Origin of the sequence: Bittarella massiliensis (ex Durand et al. 2017), from assembly GCF_001486165.1 — a bacterium.
Classification (GTDB): domain Bacteria; phylum Bacillota; class Clostridia; order Oscillospirales; family Ruminococcaceae; genus Bittarella; species Bittarella massiliensis.
Window position 1 is genome coordinate 1,230,154 of sequence record NZ_LN908977.1, and the last position, 17,342, is coordinate 1,247,495.

Below are 17,342 nucleotides of genomic sequence, written 5' to 3' on the forward strand. Positions count from 1 at the left end.
TTGCCGTTGAGCGAAGGGAGAGCGCTGGTTGCATTTTGCCCGCTTTTCCCCGGTTTTTCACAACTGCGGGTTGGATTTTGCCGGTTTTCCCTCAACCGGCGTCCATCTCTCTACTGTTGGTTGTATCACACCTCCAGCAGCTTGTCAAAGCAGAGGCGCTCGGCCCCCGCCTCGGCGCCGTCTTGCAGGTAGATGATCCCGCAGTAGGCAAAGCCGTTTTTTTCGAGCATCCGCTGCATCGAGGCGTTTTGCCGGTGGGTGTCGATGCGGATCTGCCCCACCCCCTGCGCCCTGCAGAGGTCGGCCGCCGCCGACACCAGCCGGCCGGCCAGCCCCTGCCCCTTGCAGTCCTCCCGCACCGCGACCCGGTGCATCACCGCGTAGGGGCCCTCGCCCCGCCAACTCCCCTGGGAGATGGTGTCGTAGGTGGGCTCCCCCGCAAAGGAGATGGCGGCGGTGCCCAGCACCCGCCCCCCGTCGGCCAGCACATAGGACCAGCCCCGGGCGATGTCCGCCTCGATGGCGGGGCGGTCGGGGTAGCCGTTTTGCCACTGGTCGATCCCCCGCGCCTTTAAGGAGGCCTGCGCCTGGCGGACGATCTCCATCACCCCGTCCAGGTCGGCGGCCTCTGTCCTGCGAAATGTCATCTCTTGCACTCCTCCCTCTTCTCTTTCTCTGTTTGTCCTTTTATTATACGGGATGTGCCCCCCTCCCGCAACACGCAAAAAAGCGCCCCGGACGGGGTCCCGTCCAGGGCGCTTTTCGTCAGGTGGAAAACGGGTCACTGCCCCTGCACCACCGGCTCTGCCGACTCCTCGGGGAGGGCCGCCAGCCGGCTGCGCAGGTTGTAGATGAGCAGGCCGATGCACAGCAGGAAGGTCAGCAGTTCGGAAGAGGGGGTGGTCAGCCAGACCCCGTCGACCCCCAGCAGGCTCGAGAGGGTCCAGAGGCCCAGCAGCATGAAGACGACCCCCTTGCAGATGGAGAGGAGGTTGGCGCTGCGGGAGCACTCGAGCCCCTGAAAGATGGCGATGGTGGTCAGGTTGCAGGCCATGGTCAGGAAGGCAAAGCTGTACAGCCGCAACCCGTGGGTGCCGATGGCGATGAGGGCGTCCTCCCCCGCCTTGGCAAAGACCCCGATCACCTGGCTGGGGAAGAGCTGGAAGAGGGCGAAGAGGAACAGTCCAAAGCCCACCGCCACCGCATAGGCGGTGACGAGGGAGCGCTTGACCCGCTCCCGCTTGCCGGCACCGTAGTTGACCCCCACCAGGGGCTGGGCCGAGAGGCCGATGGAGTTGCACATGGAAAAGACCACGAAGGAGAGGTTGGAGACCACCGAGTAGGCGGAGACCGCCAGGTCGCCCCCCAGCCGCAGCATGGCGTTGTTGAAGCAGAAGATGGTGAAGGCCGAGGCCAGTTCGGACACGCAGGAGCCAAAGCCGTTTTTGGCCACCCGCCCCAGCCAGGAGAACATGGCTTTGGAGGGGCGGAAGGCGATGGTGTGGGGATGCCCCTTGCGGAAGTGGAGCAGGTTGACGGCAATGCCCACCGCCGGGGCCAGACCGGTGGCCAGAGAGGCGCCGAAGACCCCCATCCCCATGGGGAAGATGAAGACGTAGTCGAAGATGATGTTGAAGCTGTTGGAGGCGATGGTCGCCCCCATCACCAGGTTGGGGGCCCCGTCCACCCGCACAAAGAAGCCGATGATCTGGTTGAGGATGTAGAGCACCTGGGTGGCGGTGAGGGGGAGCAGGTAGTCCTTGACCATGGGCAGCAGCTCCTCGCTGGCGCCGGAAAAGCGGGCGATGGGGTCCAAAAAGAGCATGACCACGGCGGTGATGAGCACCCCGGCGATCGCCCCCAAGCTCACGCAGAGGGAGAAGAGCTCGGTCCCCGCCCGCTCGTTTCGCCGCCCGGTCTCGATGCCCAGGATGGTGCAGCCGCCGATGCCCAGCAGCAGGGAGATGACCCCGCCCACAATGACAAAGGGCAGCGCCAAACTCAGCACCGCCAGCCCGTCGGCCCCCACCCCTTTGCCCACATAGAACATGTCGACAAAGGCAAAGGCCGAGACGGAAAAGTTGCTCAGCAGCGTCGGCACAAAGTAGCGGATGAAGTGCCCCTTCACACTTCCCCTGGTCAAATCGTACTGTTTCAAACAAATCCTCCTCTGTCAAAACCGGCGGCGGATGGCCCCGGAAAAATTAGTCCAAAGTTATACTATATACCCCCAAAAAGGGGCACGGCGATGGCTCGCCGCACCCAATTCGGTTGGTTCTTGGCGCCGGTGAAGACCCTGTCAAGGCCCCTGCGGCTATTTTTGAGAACCCCTTAAAGGGGCTTTTTCTCCCGCATTCGCTGGAGGAAGCGCTGGGCCCCCACCACGGCGCGGGTGTGCTCCCCCTCGCCGATCTTGCCAAAATCGTCCTCGGCGGTGACGGCGAAGCGGGCGGTGCGCCCGTCAAAGGACAGCAGGGTGGCCGTGGCCCGGACGGTGGCCCCCAGCGGACTGGGGGAGAGGTGGGTCGAGCCGATCTGGGCCCCTACCGAGGTCTCGCCCTCTTTTAACAAGGGGGCCAGGCAGGCGGTGGCCGCCTTCTCCATCAAGGCCAGCATGGCGGGGGTGGCGTACACCTCCAACGCGCCGCTGCCCACGGCTTTGGCGGTCTTTTCGGGCGTCACCTCTTCGGTGGCGGTGTAGCTGCGGTTTTCCTGCTCCATTGGGCTCCCCCTCGATCGTCCGATATTTTACGAATCGTGTTTAGTATAGAAGAACTGGTCGCCATAGTCAAGGGTAATGGCGTCATTTTTTTGCAGTTTTCCGGCCAACAGCTCCTCCGAGAGCATATCCTCCACGTGGGAGACGATGGCCCGGCGCAGGGGGCGGGCCCCGTAGACCGGGTCAAAGCCCACCGAGGCAAGCTGTTTGACCGCCGCCTCGGTCCAGTCCATCTGCACCCCTACGTTTTTCAGCCGCCCAGCCAGTTCGCCCAGCATGTTGCCGGCGATCTGTTCGATGTTTTCCTGGGTGAGCTTGGAGAAGACGATGATGTCGTCCACCCGGTTCAAAAACTCGGGGCGGAAGGTCTCTTTGAGCTGCTCCATCACCCGGGCCTTGACGTCCTGTTCCAGGCTGTCGGCCACCCCGGAAAAGCCCAGGCTCTGGCGCTTTTCGGTGATGAGCCGGGCCCCCACGTTGGAGGTCATGATGATCACGCAGTTGCGGAAGTTGACCTTGCGGCCCTGGCTGTCGGTGAGGGTGCCCTCGTCCATGATCTGCAGCAGCATGTTGAAGACGTCGGGGTGGGCCTTTTCGATCTCGTCAAAGAGGACCACGCTGTAGGGGTTGCGGCGCACCTTCTCGGTGAGCTGGCCGCCCTCGTCGTAGCCCACATACCCCGGGGGCGAGCCGATGAGCTTGGAGACGGTGTGCTTCTCCATGTACTCGGACATGTCCAGCCGGATCATGGCGGTGTCGTCGCCGAAGAGGGCCTCGGCCAGAGCCTTGGTGAGCTCGGTCTTGCCCACGCCGGTGGGCCCCAAAAAGATGAAGGAGCCGATGGGGCGGCGGGGGTCTTTGAGCCCGGCCCGCCCCCGGCGGATGGCCTTGGCGATGGCGGTGACCGCCTCGTCCTGGCCGATGACCCGCCGCTTGAGGATATTTTCCATGTCCAGCAGGCGCTCGCTCTCCTGCTTGGTCAGCTGGCTCACCGGCACCTTGGTCCAGAGGGAGACCACCTGGGCGATCTCCTCGGGGCCCACCTCGTCGGACTTGTGGGTGTTGCCCTCCTCCCACTTTTTCTTCTGGGCGTCCAACTTCTCCTTGAGGGTCTTTTCCTGATCGCGCAGGGCGGCTGCCCGCTCGAAGTCCTGGGCGTTGACCGCCGACTCCTTCTCGGCGGCCAGCTGGCCCAACTGCTCTTCCAGCTCCCGCACGTCCTGGGGGGCGGTGTAGTTTTTCAGCCGCACCCGGGAACAGGCCTCGTCGATGAGGTCGATGGCCTTGTCGGGCAGGTAGCGGTCGCTGATGTAGCGGGTGGAGAGCTCCACCGCCGCCTCGATGGCCTCGTCGGTGATCTTGACCTTGTGGTGGGCCTCGTACTTGTCCCGCAGCCCCTTGAGGATCTCCACCGAGTCCTCCTTCGAGGGCTCCTCCACCGTCACCGGCTGGAACCGACGCTCCAGGGCGGCGTCCTTTTCAATGTACTTGCGGTACTCGTCCAGGGTGGTGGCGCCGATGACCTGGATCTCCCCCCGGGAGAGGGCGGGCTTCAGGATGTTGGCGGCGTCCACCGCCCCCTCGGCCGCGCCGGCACCCATGATGGTGTGCAGCTCGTCGATGAAGAGGATGACGTTTTTGGAGGCGGTGAGCTCGGCGATGGCGTTTTTCAGCCGCTCCTCAAAGTCGCCCCGGTACTTGGTGCCCGCCAGCATCCCGGTCAGATCCAGGGTGATGACCCGCTTGCCCTTGAGGATCTCGGGCACCTCCCCGGCGGCGATCTTCTGGGCCAGCCCCTCGGCCAGGGCGGTCTTGCCCACCCCCGGCTCGCCGATGAGGCAGGGGTTGTTCTTGGTGCGCCGGGAGAGGATCTGGGTCACCCGCTCGATCTCCCGGTCCCGGCCGATGACCGGGTCCAGCAGCCCGTCGCGGGCGGCCTTGGTCAGGTCCTTGCCGTATTTGTCCAGGGTGGCGGTGCTCCCCTTCCCCCCCTTGGGGGCGCCGGGTTCCACCGCCTCGCCGCCGTCGGCCGAGACCGACTCGGCGCACTCGCCGTAGAGGCGGTCGATGTCCACCCCGCACTGTTCCAGTAGCCGCACCGCCACCGAGTCCCGCTCGCTCAGCAGAGCCAGCAGCAGGTGTTCGGTGCCCACATAGTTGTGGCCCATCTTGCGGGCCTGGAGGATGGATAGCTCCAAGATCCGCTTCACCCGGGGGGTGAAGTCGTTGGGAGTGACGCTGGAGTGGATGCCCCGCCCCACCATCTCCACGATTTTTTGCTCTAAGTCGGTGTAGGTGATCTCGCTCTCGGAGAGCACCTGCCCCGCCACCCCGGAGCCCTCTTTGATGAGCCCGGCCAGGATGTGTTCGCTGCCGATATAAGTGTGGCCCAGGTTCTGGGCTGTCTCAATGGCCATGTTCAAGGCCGTGTTGGCCTTTTCGGTGAATCCGCGAAATGAGTACATCATTTCATCCCTCCTCTATCCCCGCCCTGTGGGCGGGCGCTCTCGGCGGCCTCTGCCGCCCTCTGTCACTGGTTTTCCCGGCCCTCTGCCGGGGATCGGTCCTCTCGGACCCGCCGCTCCCGGCCCAGGATGTCCCGCACGATCTGGGCGCGGATGCGGTCGCGCTCCCGGGCCGACTGGGCCTCGGGGTGGGCCGCGGCGATGGAGTTGGCCCCGGTCTCCCCCAGCAGGCGGGCGGCGGTGAAGAAGTCCAGCTTTTCCACCACCTGCCCGGCGATCCCCAGCCGCAGCTGGGAGACGCAGTCGATGACCTCCCGGTGGGAGAGGAGCCGGGCGTTTTCCAGCACCCCCAGGGCGCGGTAGACCCGGTCCTCAAAGGCCAGGGGGTCCTCGGCGCAGAACTGGGCGCGCTGGCGGCGCTCCTCGGCGGCCAGCTGCCGCACCACCGCGGCCAGATTGTCCCGCACCTGCTTTTCCGAGAGGCCCAGGCTCAACTGGTTGGAGATCTGGTAGAAGCTCCCCTCGGCCGAGGTGCCCTCGCCGTAGGTGCCCCGAATAGTTATGCCCAGTTTGTAGGCGCTGTTAATCAGGCTGCGCAGGTATCCCGAGCGCTCCAGCGCCGGCAGGTGGACCATCACCGAAGCCCGCATCCCGGTGCCCAGGTTGGTGGGGCAGTGGGTCAGGTAGCCCCACCGCTCGTCAAAAGCGAAGTGCAGCCCCTCGTCCAGCAGGTCGTCGAGCCGGTCGGCCAGCTGCCAGCACCCTTCGCAGCAGAGGCCGGCCCCCATGATCTGGATGCGCAGGTGGTCCTCCTCGCAGAGCATCACCGAGACCGTCTCGTCGTCCGAGAGGAGGAGGCCGCCCCCGGCCTTGGCCATCTCCAAACTGATGAGATGGCGCTCGACCAGGGCCATGCGGTGGCTCTGGTCAAGGGCGCCCACGTCCACATAGCGAAGCTGCAGCCCCTCGCCAAAGGCGGCATTTTCCACCGCTGCCTGCACCCGCTGGATGAAGGCGGCCCGCTGCCGGGCACTCATCAAATCGGGGAAGGGCAGATCGCCCACGTTGCGGGCCAGGCGGATGCGGCTGGAAATCACCACGTCCCCCTCGGGGCCCGACTGAAAGTACCACTTCTCGCCCATCACTGCTCCCCCTCCTCTCTCGCGCACTCGGGCTGTTCCAGGGCGCGGATCTGGTCGCGCAGCACGGCCGCCCGCTCAAAGTTCTGGCTCTCGACGGCCGCCTGCATCTCCTCCTTGAGGGCGGCCAGCTCGGCCGACCGGTCCTGCCGCGGGGCCAGGTGGGCCGAGTGGGGGATCTTTCCCTGGTGGGTCAAGTTGCCGTGGATCTTGCCCACCATCCGCGCCACGTCCTCGCCGAAGAAGTCGTAGCACTGGGCGCAGCCCAACTTCCCCTTCTCGGCGATCTGTTCAAAGGTGCTGCCGCAGCCCGGGCAGCGCCGCTGCACCTGGGGGGTATGCCCCTCCCCGAAGAGGGCCCCGGCGAGGATGCCGCCGCCCAAAAGCCCCATGTTGGCCATACAGCTGGGGCAGAGGTGCAAAATGGTCTCCTGCCCGCCCGCCACCTGGCGGTAGCTGATCTGGGCCTGGTTTTTCTTGCAGATGTCACAGAGCATATCGCTTCCTCCTCACGCGTTGAGCAGCATGTTTTTAAACAGGGCCGCCCGCACCCGGTCGCGGCAGTCGGGGGGGCAGGGGCGCAGGGTCTTGTCGGACACCGCCGAGAGCATCAGCCGGGCGGTGTCCTCGCTCAAGATCTCCCGCTGGGCCAGATTTTTTAAGAGGATGCGGGCGGTGTTCTCGTCCAGCGCCTCGCCGATGGAGTTGACCACGTGCATGATGAAATTCTGCGGCCCCACGGTGATGCGGGTGATGCGGATGTACCCCCCGCCCCCCCGGCGGCTCTCGATGGTGTAGCCCTGCTCCGGCGTAAAGCGGGAGGTGAGGACATAGTTGATTTGGCTGGGCACACAGCCGATCTCCCCGGCAAACTCGTTGCGCTGGATCTCGGCAATGCCGTCCTGCTCCTCCATCAGCTGGAGGATGCGCTGGGTGATCAAGTCGCTGATTTTCATCGTTCCCCTTCCCCTTTCTGGGCCTCGTCTCTATCTCTATGCAATAGGAGCTGACTTTATCTGACCTTATGAAATCAGTATACTCATAAGTCAGGAAAAGTCAAAGTATCAAATATTGGAAATAGCTCTCCCACGCGCCCATTTTTGAGACCGTTTGCCCTTTTTCGCCTTCTGACAAAAAAAGCGGGCGCTTCACCAGCGCCCGCTCTCTCTTCTCTCTCACAGCTCTTTGAGCATGCTCACATGGGGCCAGCCGTCCTTGGTAAAGGCTTTGCCCTGGGAGGTGTAGCCCGCCGCCTCGTAAAAACCCGCCGCCTGCACCTGGGCGTGCAGCAACAGCGAGCGGGCCCCCAGTTCGCGGGCCTTGCCCTCGGTCTCCTCCATCAGCAAAAGGCCCAGCTTCTGGCCCCGGCAGCTCTTCTTGACGCAGACCCGGCCGACGATGTACTGCCCCGGCTCCTCTCCGGGAAAGAGGCGGCAGACAGCCACCGCCTCGCCGCCCCGGCGGACGATCAGGTGGTATGCGGTGTCGTCCACCTCGTCCACCTCGATCTCGGCGAGAAAGTCCTGCTCGTAGGTAAAGACCTCCATCCGCAGGGCAAATCCGTCCTCCGCCCCCTCTTTGCCCCGGTGCCACTCGCACCGCAGGGCCTCGCTTTGCAGCTGTCTCGCCATCTCAACGCCCTCCCCTTTTTCACGATTCCCCGCCATTATAGCACAAAGGGAAGGCGGGGAAAAGGCGCGGGCAGTCTCACCCTGACTGGGCGGCCCGGCCGCTCCCTCGCGGCGACGTACTGGGCGGCAGAGACGAAGTTCTGGATGTCCTCTTCGTCCAGCTCCCGGACGGCGCAGAGCTCCTCCCAGAGCAGGGTGCTCCCCTCCACCGTGAAAAGGCCGATGACCGTGTTGACGCCGACGAAGATCCTGCCGCCCACCCTTCCCTCGGGGGCCGAATCGCCGCTCTCCCCCTCACACAGGGTCTTTCTCGCCCCGCTGTTTTCCAGGTAAAAGGTCCGTGCGGCAGGGCGGGCGGCGGCCGGCAATTTTTCGCGGCAGCAGGCATTTCCCAAAACGCTGCCGGTCACGCTACCGGCGGCCCACCCGTCGAACATTTCGGTCAGCTCATACCTGCCCTGCAGATAGCCAAGCAGCGCCCGCCCCGAGGCCCGGTCCGGCCGCAGCCGGTCGCGGTACCCCTCCCAAAGGGCCCGCCACTGCGCGGTCGTCTCTTTTGTCGGCTCTTCTGTGACCACGGCGCACCACCCTCCCTCTGTTTTTTCCCGCCATAACACACCGGGCCCTGCCCTGCTACCCCCGGCGGAGGATCCCCATGGGGGTCTGCTCGCTGCACTGGCCCAGGGGGTTGTCCCGCAGCAGGGAGCGCAGGTGCGCCCGGTCCATCCGCCGGTCGGAGACCCCGAGGATCTCGCCCCCCAGGTCGTTGAGGTCCACCACCGCTACCGCACAGCCCAGGGCCTGGGCCAGCTCTTCGGCCACCCCGTCGGGGCGGAGGGGGCCCAGCACCACATAGCGGTTGTAGGGGGGCAGGGTGTTGGGGCAGGGGCCGTCGATGCTGGCCGCCCGATACCCCGCCACCCGATAAAACCAGCCCCGCTCCCCCAGCAGTTTCCCCACCGCCGAGACCGCCGCCGCCAGCAGGATGCGGAGGGTGCCGCACTCCCGCAGGGCGCACTCCATGGTCTCAGGCATGGCCAGGCCGATGCCGTAGGGGGTACGGCGGACAAACCGGCTCAAAAAGCGGGCCAGAGGGCGGGGGTGGATCTCCTCCAGGGGGATGGCCCGCCGCTGGGTGCAGGCCACCGCCTTCTCGGTGACAAAGAGGATGTCCCCCTTCTCGAGCAGCGGCCCGGCGTACCGGCGCGCCACCTGCACGATGTCGTCCCCCGCAGTGATGACGGGGGTGCGGATGCACAGCCGCCGATAGCGCATCCCCTGCCAGGTGATCTCCTCCTCCTTGTCGGGGTTGATGACGGTCCCCGCCACCGAGGCGGGGCGCTGTACCCCCTTTTCCCCGTCTCTCGACTGCTCTTTTTCTCTCTCGTCCATCTCTCGACTGCTCCTCTCCGGCCCAGGCGGGCCCGTTTCTCTTTGACAAGACCCATTCTAGCGCGGGCGGCGAAGCGGTGTTTTGAGGGGAGATGGAGAAAAAGTGGGGAATTGATGGAGGCTTTCTCAAGACTTGACGGAAGGGGGTACCAAAACGGCCCAGAGATAGGCGGACGCAGCGGCAGGGAGAGGTGGAGCGGCAGAGGGCCGAGCGTTCCAGCGCGGAGAAACCGGCAAGAAGGGGGCCGATGTCCACGGCACGGAGAAATCGGCGAAAGGGAAGCCAGTGGCCATGATACAGGGGAACTGGCAAGAGAGCAGCCGGGAGGGGTGGTGCGAAAAACCCTGTAGGGCGGGCGGAAGCGGCGGTACAAAAAAGCGGCAGGGGGGCTACCCAATGCGATTGCACAGGGAAACTGGCGAGAGCATACCCAGCGCCGCAGCGCGGGGAAAGCAATGAGAGGATGTCCGGGAGACGGGAGGGCACAGGGAAATCGGCAGGAGGGCGACTGGGCGCTGCCGCGCAGGAAAATCGGCAAGAAGAGGGGCTGGGAATGGGGGCTGGGGAAACCAATGGGAGGCTGCTCGAGAGCGGCGGCGCCGGAAAGCCAGCGGAACGGCGCCCGGGAGGGGTCGCGCAAAAAATCGGCAAGCGGGGATGAGAGCGGCAGCGCGGGAAAACCGCGGGAGGAGAACCGGGAGAGGCGGCACGGAAAAGGCAGCAGGAACTCTGCCGAGGGGGGATGGCGCGGGAACCCCCTTGAGCAGACGACGCGGAAGCGAGACCGGCCAAAAAGGCCGGGCTGCAAAGAGAGCGGGCAGCTGCCCCATTCGGCAACCGCCCGCTCCTCTTTATCTATCTCGCCGGTCCTGATGGCCCCCCGCCGGTCCCCACCGGCAGGTCGACGGTGAAGGCGATGCGCCCACCCCCGCTCTCGGCCCGGATATCCCCCCCGTGGCGCTGCACGATGTCCCGGGCGATGGCCAGCCCCAACCCCGCGCCGCCGGTGGCCGTCTGCCGGGAGGCGTCGAGCCGGTAAAACTTCTCAAAGATCGCCTCCAGCTTTTCCTGGGGAATGTCGCCGGCGTTCTCAAAGCAGACAGAGACCCTCTCCCCTGTCCGATTGCCGAAGATGTGGATGTCGCCCTCCGGCGCGCCGTAGGCGACGGCGTTTTTGAGGAGGTTTTGAAAGACCCGGGCCATCTTGTCCGGGTCGACCCAGGCGCAGAGCGAGGGGGGGAGGTGCAGCCTCGCCTGCCGCCCCCCGGCGGCCAGCTGGGGGTAGGCCTCGTCGGCGACCTGTACCAGCATACAGCAGAGGTCCACCGGCTGGCGGGAAAGGGCCTCCTGTTGCAGCAGGTCCCGGGTGATTTCAAAGAATTCCCCCACCAGCCCCTCCAGGCGGCCGGCCTTTTCCAGGGCGATGCGGATGTACTTCTCCCGCTGCTGGGGGGGCATATCCGGCGCCTCGTCCAGCAAGCTCAAATAGCCGATGACCGAGGTGAGGGGGGTCTTGATGTCGTGGGCCAGGTAGAGCACCAGGTCGTTTTTGCGGCGCTCGGCCTCCCGCTCGGCGGCGGCGCTGCGCTCCAACTCGTCCTTGACCGCCCCCAGCTTCTCGGCCATAAAATCCAATTCGGGCGGGAGGACCAGATTTTCCCCCTTCCCGCCGGCCAGCCAGTCCACCCCGGCGATGATCTCGTCAAAGTAGCCGGTGAACCAGCTCAACAGCGCCCAGAAGAAGAGGAGGAAAAAGGCGACGATGGCCACCCCCAAAAAGATGTCCAGGTACTGGCGCACATAGTTGAAGTAGAGCCGGGCGGCGGTCTCCCAGCTGACCCCCAGGTAGGTGCTGATGCACCCGGCGATCCAGTTGCCGATTTTCCCCCGCCCGGCCGAGCGCAGCACCGCCACCGTCACCACCGCCAGCAGGGCTATGCCCAGCACCCGCCCGAACACCTTGCGCATCATCTGCCGATAGGGCTTTTGCCGCCAGCCGTTACCCCTCAATTTTATACCCCACTCCCCACACCGTCTTGATGTATTTCGGCCGCTCCACCGAGTCGCCCATCTTCTCGCGCAGGTGGCGGATGTGGGTGGCGATGGTGTTGTTGTTCTTGGTGAAATAGGCCTCGCCCCAAATTTGGGCGAAGAGCTGCTCTGAACCGACCACCCGCCCCCGCTCCTCGCAGAGGATCTGCAGGATGGCAAATTCGGTGGGGGTGAGCACCAGGGGCTTCCCGTCGAGGGTGCACTCGTGGGTGCCGGGGTCGACGGTCAGCCCGCCCCGCACCAGCAGCCCGTCAGGACGGGCGGCGGCGGGGTTGTAGCGGGTGTAGCGCCGCAGCTGCGCCTTGACGCGGGCCACCAGTTCCAGGGGGCGAAAGGGCTTGGTGACGTAGTCGTCGGCCCCCAGGGCAAAGCCGGTGATCTTGTCGGTCTCCTCCCCCTTGGCCGTCAGCAGAAGGATGGGAAAGGTGTGCTCCTCCCTGATTTGGCGGCAGAGGGCAAAGCCGTCCCCGTCGGGGAGCATCACGTCCAGCACCGCCAGGTCGATCTTCTCCCCGGCGATGCAGGCCAGGGCGTCTTTGGCCCGGTAAAAGGTCCGCACCGCAAAGCCCTCGTTTTTCAAGTACACCTCGATGAGGTCGGCGATCTCCCGCTCGTCGTCCACCACCAACACCGTCTCGCCCATCTGCGCATCCCCCTCTTCTCCCATTTTCTCCATTGTACCAGAAAAGGGGGCGGATATTTATTGAGAATTTCTGTGTTTTTGCGAAATACGGCCCTCCTCCAAGCAGGCGGACTTTTTTGCATTTTGGTTGCACGGCGGGGAAAAATGGGGTATACTGAAGGCAAGAAAACAGCATTTCACAGCGACGACGGGAACTGCGGTCCGCGAATCCGCCCAGAGAGCCGGTGGTTGGTGCAAACCGGCGGGAGGGACGGGCCTTTCCACCCCCGAGCTGTCGGCGACGAGCCGAAGGCCGGTGCCCTTTACCGCACCGTCGAGAGGCCGCCCCGCAGGGGCGAGCAATTTGGGTGGCAACGCGGAAGGAACGCCTTTCGTCCCAACAGCGCCGAGAGGGCGGCTGGGGACGGGGGGCTTTTTTGTTGCCCCACAGCTTTGAAAGAAGAGGAGAGAGAAGCGATGCTGGACATCAATCTGCTGCGGCAGGACCCCCAGCGGGTCAAGGAGAACATCAAGAAAAAATTTCAGGAGGAAAAGCTGATCCTGGTGGACGAGGTGGTAAAGCTGGACCGGGAGTTCCGCGAGGCCAAGTCCCGGGGGGATCTGCTGCGCAGCCAGCGCAACTCCATCAGCAAGGAGATCGGCGCCCTGATGGGCAAGGGGCTCAAGGAAGAGGCCGAGAAGACCAAGGCCAAGGTGGCCGCCATCGCCGGGGAGCTGAGCGAGCTCAAGGCCAAGGAGGAGGAGCTGACCCAGCAGATCCGCGAGCGGATGCTGGTCATCCCCAACCTGATCGACGACTCGGTCCCCATCGGCAAGGACGACAGCGAGAACGTGGAGATCGAGCGCTTCGGCGAGCCGGTGGTGCCTGACTTTGAGGTGCCCTATCACGTGGACATCATGGAGGGGCTCGACGGCATCGACCTGGACAGCGCCCGGCGCACCAGCGGCAACGGCTTTTACTACCTCAAGGGGGACATCGCCCGGCTGCACTCGGCCATCCTCTCCTACGCCCGGGACTTTATGATCGACCGGGGCTTCACCTACTATGTGCCCCCCTTCATGATCCGCAGCAACGTGGTCACCGGGGTGATGAGCTTTGCCGAGATGGAGAACATGATGTACAAGATCGAGGGGGAGGACCTCTACCTCATCGGCACCAGCGAGCACTCGATGATTGGCAAGTTCATCGACACCATCCTCCCCGAGGCCGAGCTGCCCCAGGCCCTCACCAGCTACTCCCCCTGTTTCCGCAAAGAGGTGGGTGCCCACGGCATTGAGGAGCGGGGGGTCTACCGCATCCACCAGTTTGAAAAACAGGAAATGGTGGTGGTCTGCAAGCCCGAGGACAGCATGATGTGGTACGACAAGCTGTGGCAGAACACCGTCGACTTCTTCCGCAGCCTGGACATCCCGGTGCGCACCCTGGAGTGCTGCTCGGGCGACCTGGCCGACCTGAAGGTCAAGAGCCTGGACGTGGAAGCCTGGTCCCCCCGCCAGAAAAAGTATTTCGAGGTGGGCAGCTGCTCCAACCTGGGCGACGCCCAGGCCCGGCGGCTGGGCATCCGCGTCAAGGGGGCCGACGGGAAAAACTACTTCCCCCACACCCTCAACAACACGGTGGTGGCCCCGCCGCGGATGCTCATTGCCTATCTGGAAAACAACCTCCAGGCAGACGGCACCGTGGCCATCCCCCAGCCGCTGCGGATGTACATGGGCGGCAAGGACAAGCTGGAAAAATAGAGCGATCTGCCCAAGAGAGGGGCGCCGGTCTGGCGCCCCTCTCTTTTTTGCGGCCATTTTCCCGTTTTCCCTCCGCCCTCCGCCGTTCCCTCTCGCCGGCAAAGGGCGGCGCCCGACGGTGGCGTGTCCACCCGGGCCTCTCCTCCTGCCTCCCGGACGGGCAAAACAGCGGGCCCGGCGGCAGGACGGGCAGAGAGGCTCGGCTGCACAGTTACCGATGGTCCCCCTGTCCGCCCCGAAAGCAAGCAGAGACACCGCCGCCTTGTTGGGACATCCCCGCCGCCCCCCCGAAAATCGCTGTACTGCGCCCAACGTCGGCCCTCACGGTGGGAGGGATCGGCCCACGCAAAAAGCCTCTTTTCCAGCGACGACAGCCGCTTCCGCAGCTCCACCGAAAAGCCCCTTCTCCCATATTTTTCGCGGGATCGCACAGGTCCGCTTGGCCCGCTGCAAGGCGACCCCCTCTCCTCCCTGTGCTCTTGCACAATTTCAGTCTCCACTTTTCTACACTGTCATAGAATGTTTCACAAACTCTTCACCGTTTTGTTTTTTATGCTATAATAGTAAAAAGGTTTTGTCGAAATCAGTCGATGTGGACAGCTCATCCATTCGGGAGGAGGGGCAGTGCGAAGAAGAGGTTCGGTGGGGCGCTGGCACTGTTCCTCGCCCTGACGCTGGTCCTCACCGGCTGTGGGGCCAACCACAAGGAGGCGATCTAGGGACGCCGTCAACGGCTACTTTGCCACCCTGCAGGCAGGCGATTTGGAGGGGCTGGACGAGCTGTGCACCGACAACTTCACCGACGAGTACAAAATCCGCTTTTACTGCAATGCCATGAAGGCGGAATTCGGCACCACCTCGCTGGGCGGCGGGTTTGAGAAGCGGGGACAGGCATTCGCCAAGTACCTGGCCGCGCACACCATCCGCCAATACAGCCTGGTGAGCGCCAAGGAGGAGAATGGCCATGCCACCGCCGTTCTCACCGGAAAGAAGATCGACCTGCTCAACGACTCCTTCCCTGTGTACAACAAGGATTTGGGCACCCAGTGCGTCAATGAGCACCTCTACGAGCTGCCGCTGTCCTGCAGACCCAAGGGAAAAGGCGATGGAGGAAAAGATCTCCGAAGGGCTTTACGGCCTCCTCTTTGAGAAGATGCGCACTTCGGCGGACAGCGGCCCCGGCAGAGGATTTTGAGATGGAGATGACCCTAAAACAGGCCGATGGAAGGTAGCTGGTCAGCCGCACCCGGCCCAACTAGACGGAAGCGCAGAGCGCCCCGCCGGGAAAAGGGCGTTTGCAAAAGGGGGAAGTGACATGAAAAAATGGGGAAGCATCCTGTTGGCCGCCCTGCTCTGCCTCGCCCTTTCGGGGTGCGGGAAGAGGGATCAGCAGGCCATTGAGAGCACCGTCAACAATTTCTTTGCCGCCGTGCAGGAGGGCGAGTGGGAGAGGGCAACGGAGGAGAGCTGCACCCCGCGCTACGACTCCGGCACCTTCCGCATCGAGGACAAGGTCGCCTACTACTACGACCTGATCCACGTCCTCCTCCGCGAGAACCTGGGCGACACCTTCCGCCAGGAGGGGGAGCGGTTTCTCCAGCACGCCTTGAGCAAATTTGTCCCCAGCTACGCCATCGAAAGCATTGAAATCGAGAAGGGCTCTCCTACCAAAGAGCGAACGGCTAGGGTGACGGTGCGCGGCAAGTCCATTGATTTCCACCAGTTGCCCCTGCAGTTGGAGCCGGAGGCCATCATCACCCAGTACACCGACACCCACCTGTACGAATTGGCCGCCATCCTGCGCTCCCAAGGGGAGGACGCCATGGGACAGTGGCTCTACGATGCTGTCGCCCCCCTGATTTACGACGACCTCTGCAAACAGGTCGACGAGATCGAGTCCGTCGACTTCGCCTGCGTTTTGACCCTCAAGGGAAACGACGGCGAGTGGCGCATCGATCGCATTCAGGAACTGTAAAAAAGCAGCCTGCCGGCAAAAAAGAGGAGGATGCCCCATCCCCGGCAGAGCGCTTTGAGAGGGCGGCCGACCCGTCTGGGCGACCGCCCGCGAAAGGAGAAGGAATATGAAAAAGCTCATCAGTACCGCCCTTGTCGTTGTGCTCTGCCTGGCCCTCACCGGCTGCGGCAACAAGGACGAAAAGGCCATTCAAGAGGTGGTCAACGGCTATTTTGCCGCCTTTCAGGCGGGGGATCTGAGCGGGGCCAAGGACTTTTGCGACGATGATCTCTCGGACCACACCACCATGGTCCTCTCTGCCGAGGTGATGGGGGGATTTGTCACCGACCAATTCGGCGACGTCTTCCGCAGTGAGGCCGAGCAGTTTGGCAAGGACACCATCGCCAAATTTGTCAAGGAGTACAAGCTGGACAGCCTCTCCATCGAAAAGGGGAAGGCGGTCGCCACCCTCAGCGTCAAGATGCTCGACTTGGGCCAGCTCCCCATGGACAATACGGCGCTGGTGCAGGAGTTGGGCAACCAGTACACCGAGGACCACATGTACGAGCTGATTGCCGTCATGCAGACCCAGGGAGAGGCGGCCATGAAGAAAAAACTCTATGACGGGGTGGCCCCTCTCCTCTTTCAAAAGATGGGCGAAAGTGTGGACAAGATCAAGGCGGTGGACTACACCTTTGAGGTGAAACTCGAAAAGCAGAACGACCGCTGGGTCATCACCCAGCTCTCCCGGTAGGTCCAGCTTCCCCCTCCGCAAAAAAGAGAGCCGCTTTAGACGGCTCTCTTTTTTGCGCTGTCGGTCGGACAGACATCCTCCTCCCCTTTCGCTGCCGTTTGTTCGCCTTTTTCCCTCGATTTTTCGGTTTTGCGGCCAAAACAGTCCACAAATTTTTGTATCTGTGGTATAATGGCAACAACATTTCTTTTGAAAGAGGGATTATATGAAAAAACTGGCAACACTCACACTGGTCCTGGCGCTCTGCGTCTCCATGACCGGCTGTGGAAAAAACAACAAAGAGGCCATCAAAAACGCCGTGGACAGCTACTTCACCGCCATGCAGGCGGGGGACGTGCAGGCGTTGAGCGCGGCCTGTGAAGAGGGCTATTCCGACGAGATGGGGCTGGTCGAGTTTGAGAAGACCCTCGACGAGTCCTTCGGCGCCGAGGAGATGGGCGAGGTCTTCCAGACCGAGGCCAAAGACTTCTTCAAAAACGTGGTCAGCAAGGTGATCAAAGAGTACACCCTGGTGAGCGCCGAGGAGAAAAACGGCGAGGCCTACGCCGTCGTCAACATCAAACAGCTCGACTTTGACAGCATCGACTTCTCCACCGCCTCTGAGGAGTTCGCCCTTCTGGGCCAGACCTACGCGCTGGAGCACATGGACGAGCTGCTGGAAGTCATGCAGAACGAGGGAGAGGCCGCCATGCAGCAGAAGCTGACCGACGCCCTGGCCCCCCAGCTGTTTGACAAGATGGAAGAGATCGTCGCCGCCGCCCCCTACGTGGACTCCACCCTGAAGGTGACCGTCGTCGAGCACGGTGACAAGTGGCTGATCTCGGGCGTTTACGAGCAGTAGATCGCACCGAA

At 63.7% G+C, this 17,342-nt stretch carries 17 protein-coding genes; 5 read left to right on the forward strand and 12 right to left on the reverse strand.

All coding sequences use genetic code 11. From position 1 onward, the window contains the following. Positions 1 to 125: 125 nt before the first annotated feature. From BN3266_RS12705 to vanR, 12 genes are all read right to left on the reverse strand, one after another. Positions 126 to 647 carry a GNAT family N-acetyltransferase gene (locus tag BN3266_RS12705; protein WP_059005496.1) on the reverse strand — a complete coding sequence of 174 codons (522 nt, stop codon included), beginning with the start codon at positions 645 to 647 and terminating at the stop codon, positions 126 to 128. A 134-nt stretch (positions 648 to 781) separates the two neighbouring features. Continuing rightward, a complete protein-coding gene (locus BN3266_RS12710) occupies positions 782 to 2,158 on the reverse strand; it encodes an MATE family efflux transporter (RefSeq protein ID WP_021658820.1) in 1,377 nt (458 codons plus the stop codon). A 173-nt stretch (positions 2,159 to 2,331) separates the two neighbouring features. Then, positions 2,332 to 2,721, reverse strand: coding sequence for a thioesterase family protein (locus tag BN3266_RS12715; protein WP_059005498.1), 390 nt, complete (start codon positions 2,719 to 2,721; stop codon positions 2,332 to 2,334). A gap of 27 nt (positions 2,722 to 2,748) precedes the next feature. Beyond that, positions 2,749 to 5,184: an ATP-dependent Clp protease ATP-binding subunit gene (locus tag BN3266_RS12720; protein WP_192926655.1), complete on the reverse strand. Its 2,436-nt coding sequence runs from the start codon at positions 5,182 to 5,184 to the stop codon at positions 2,749 to 2,751. Positions 5,185 to 5,249: 65 nt separating this feature from the next. Further along, entirely contained in the window at positions 5,250 to 6,326 is a 1,077-nt protein-coding gene (locus BN3266_RS12725) for a hypothetical protein (RefSeq protein WP_059005501.1), read from the reverse strand. After that, complete coding sequence (locus tag BN3266_RS12730; RefSeq protein WP_059005503.1) at positions 6,326 to 6,820, reverse strand: UvrB/UvrC motif-containing protein; 495 nt, start codon at positions 6,818 to 6,820, stop codon at positions 6,326 to 6,328. Before BN3266_RS12730 ends, BN3266_RS12725 begins: the two co-directional genes overlap by 1 nt. A 12-nt stretch (positions 6,821 to 6,832) precedes the next feature. Further along, on the reverse strand, positions 6,833 to 7,279 hold the full coding sequence (locus BN3266_RS12735; RefSeq protein WP_021658814.1) for a CtsR family transcriptional regulator: 447 nt from the start codon (positions 7,277 to 7,279) through the stop codon (positions 6,833 to 6,835). A gap of 219 nt (positions 7,280 to 7,498) precedes the next feature. Next, positions 7,499 to 7,954: a GNAT family N-acetyltransferase gene (locus BN3266_RS12740; RefSeq protein ID WP_059005506.1), complete on the reverse strand. Its 456-nt coding sequence runs from the start codon at positions 7,952 to 7,954 to the stop codon at positions 7,499 to 7,501. Positions 7,955 to 7,989: 35 nt separating this feature from the next. Then, positions 7,990 to 8,532, reverse strand: coding sequence for a hypothetical protein (locus tag BN3266_RS12745; protein WP_059005508.1), 543 nt, complete (start codon positions 8,530 to 8,532; stop codon positions 7,990 to 7,992). 55 nt (positions 8,533 to 8,587) lie between these two features. Beyond that, complete coding sequence (locus tag BN3266_RS12750; protein WP_082671843.1) at positions 8,588 to 9,346, reverse strand: coenzyme F420-0:L-glutamate ligase; 759 nt, start codon at positions 9,344 to 9,346, stop codon at positions 8,588 to 8,590. 856 nt (positions 9,347 to 10,202) lie between these two features. Further along, positions 10,203 to 11,357, reverse strand: coding sequence for a sensor histidine kinase (locus tag BN3266_RS12755; protein ID WP_242861780.1), 1,155 nt, complete (start codon positions 11,355 to 11,357; stop codon positions 10,203 to 10,205). Continuing rightward, entirely contained in the window at positions 11,347 to 12,042 is a 696-nt protein-coding gene (gene vanR / locus BN3266_RS12760; protein WP_059005511.1) for a VanR-ABDEGLN family response regulator transcription factor, read from the reverse strand. Before vanR ends, BN3266_RS12755 begins: the two co-directional genes overlap by 11 nt. A gap of 456 nt (positions 12,043 to 12,498) precedes the next feature. Between vanR and serS the strand changes: the two genes are divergently transcribed. The 5 genes from serS (at position 12,499) to BN3266_RS12785 (ending at position 17,331) form a co-directional block, all read left to right on the forward strand. Continuing rightward, a complete protein-coding gene (gene serS, locus BN3266_RS12765; RefSeq protein WP_059005513.1) occupies positions 12,499 to 13,782 on the forward strand; it encodes a serine--tRNA ligase in 1,284 nt (427 codons plus the stop codon). A gap of 690 nt (positions 13,783 to 14,472) precedes the next feature. Next, positions 14,473 to 14,931: a hypothetical protein gene (locus BN3266_RS12770; protein ID WP_154669092.1), complete on the forward strand. Its 459-nt coding sequence runs from the start codon at positions 14,473 to 14,475 to the stop codon at positions 14,929 to 14,931. 166 nt (positions 14,932 to 15,097) lie between these two features. After that, a complete protein-coding gene (locus BN3266_RS12775) occupies positions 15,098 to 15,757 on the forward strand; it encodes a hypothetical protein (RefSeq protein WP_059005516.1) in 660 nt (219 codons plus the stop codon). 106 nt (positions 15,758 to 15,863) lie between these two features. Further along, a complete protein-coding gene (locus tag BN3266_RS12780; RefSeq protein WP_059005517.1) occupies positions 15,864 to 16,490 on the forward strand; it encodes an LptM family lipoprotein in 627 nt (208 codons plus the stop codon). Between the two features lie 205 nt (positions 16,491 to 16,695). Then, the gene (locus BN3266_RS12785; protein ID WP_059005518.1) at positions 16,696 to 17,331 is read left to right on the forward strand and encodes a hypothetical protein; all 636 of its coding nucleotides are present in this window, start codon (positions 16,696 to 16,698) and stop codon (positions 17,329 to 17,331) included. Positions 17,332 to 17,342: the final 11 nt, after the last annotated feature.

Bases quoted from the DNA above. Each gene is read 5' to 3' on its own strand.
- BN3266_RS12705 (WP_059005496.1), bottom strand. From the start codon at position 647: ATGACATTTCGCAGGACAGAGGCCGCCGACCTGGACGGGGTGATGGAG.
- BN3266_RS12715 (WP_059005498.1), bottom strand. From the start codon at position 2,721: ATGGAGCAGGAAAACCGCAGCTACACCGCCACCGAAGAGGTGACGCCC.
- BN3266_RS12720 (WP_192926655.1), bottom strand. From the start codon at position 5,184: ATGTACTCATTTCGCGGATTCACCGAAAAGGCCAACACGGCCTTGAAC.
- BN3266_RS12725 (WP_059005501.1), bottom strand. From the start codon at position 6,326: ATGGGCGAGAAGTGGTACTTTCAGTCGGGCCCCGAGGGGGACGTGGTG.
- BN3266_RS12730 (WP_059005503.1), bottom strand. From the start codon at position 6,820: ATGCTCTGTGACATCTGCAAGAAAAACCAGGCCCAGATCAGCTACCGC.
- BN3266_RS12735 (WP_021658814.1), bottom strand. From the start codon at position 7,279: ATGAAAATCAGCGACTTGATCACCCAGCGCATCCTCCAGCTGATGGAG.
- BN3266_RS12740 (WP_059005506.1), bottom strand. From the start codon at position 7,954: ATGGCGAGACAGCTGCAAAGCGAGGCCCTGCGGTGCGAGTGGCACCGG.
- BN3266_RS12750 (WP_082671843.1), bottom strand. From the start codon at position 9,346: ATGGACGAGAGAGAAAAAGAGCAGTCGAGAGACGGGGAAAAGGGGGTA.
- vanR (WP_059005511.1), bottom strand. From the start codon at position 12,042: ATGGGCGAGACGGTGTTGGTGGTGGACGACGAGCGGGAGATCGCCGAC.
- serS (WP_059005513.1), top strand. From the start codon at position 12,499: ATGCTGGACATCAATCTGCTGCGGCAGGACCCCCAGCGGGTCAAGGAG.
- BN3266_RS12775 (WP_059005516.1), top strand. From the start codon at position 15,098: ATGAAAAAATGGGGAAGCATCCTGTTGGCCGCCCTGCTCTGCCTCGCC.
- BN3266_RS12780 (WP_059005517.1), top strand. From the start codon at position 15,864: ATGAAAAAGCTCATCAGTACCGCCCTTGTCGTTGTGCTCTGCCTGGCC.
- BN3266_RS12785 (WP_059005518.1), top strand. From the start codon at position 16,696: ATGAAAAAACTGGCAACACTCACACTGGTCCTGGCGCTCTGCGTCTCC.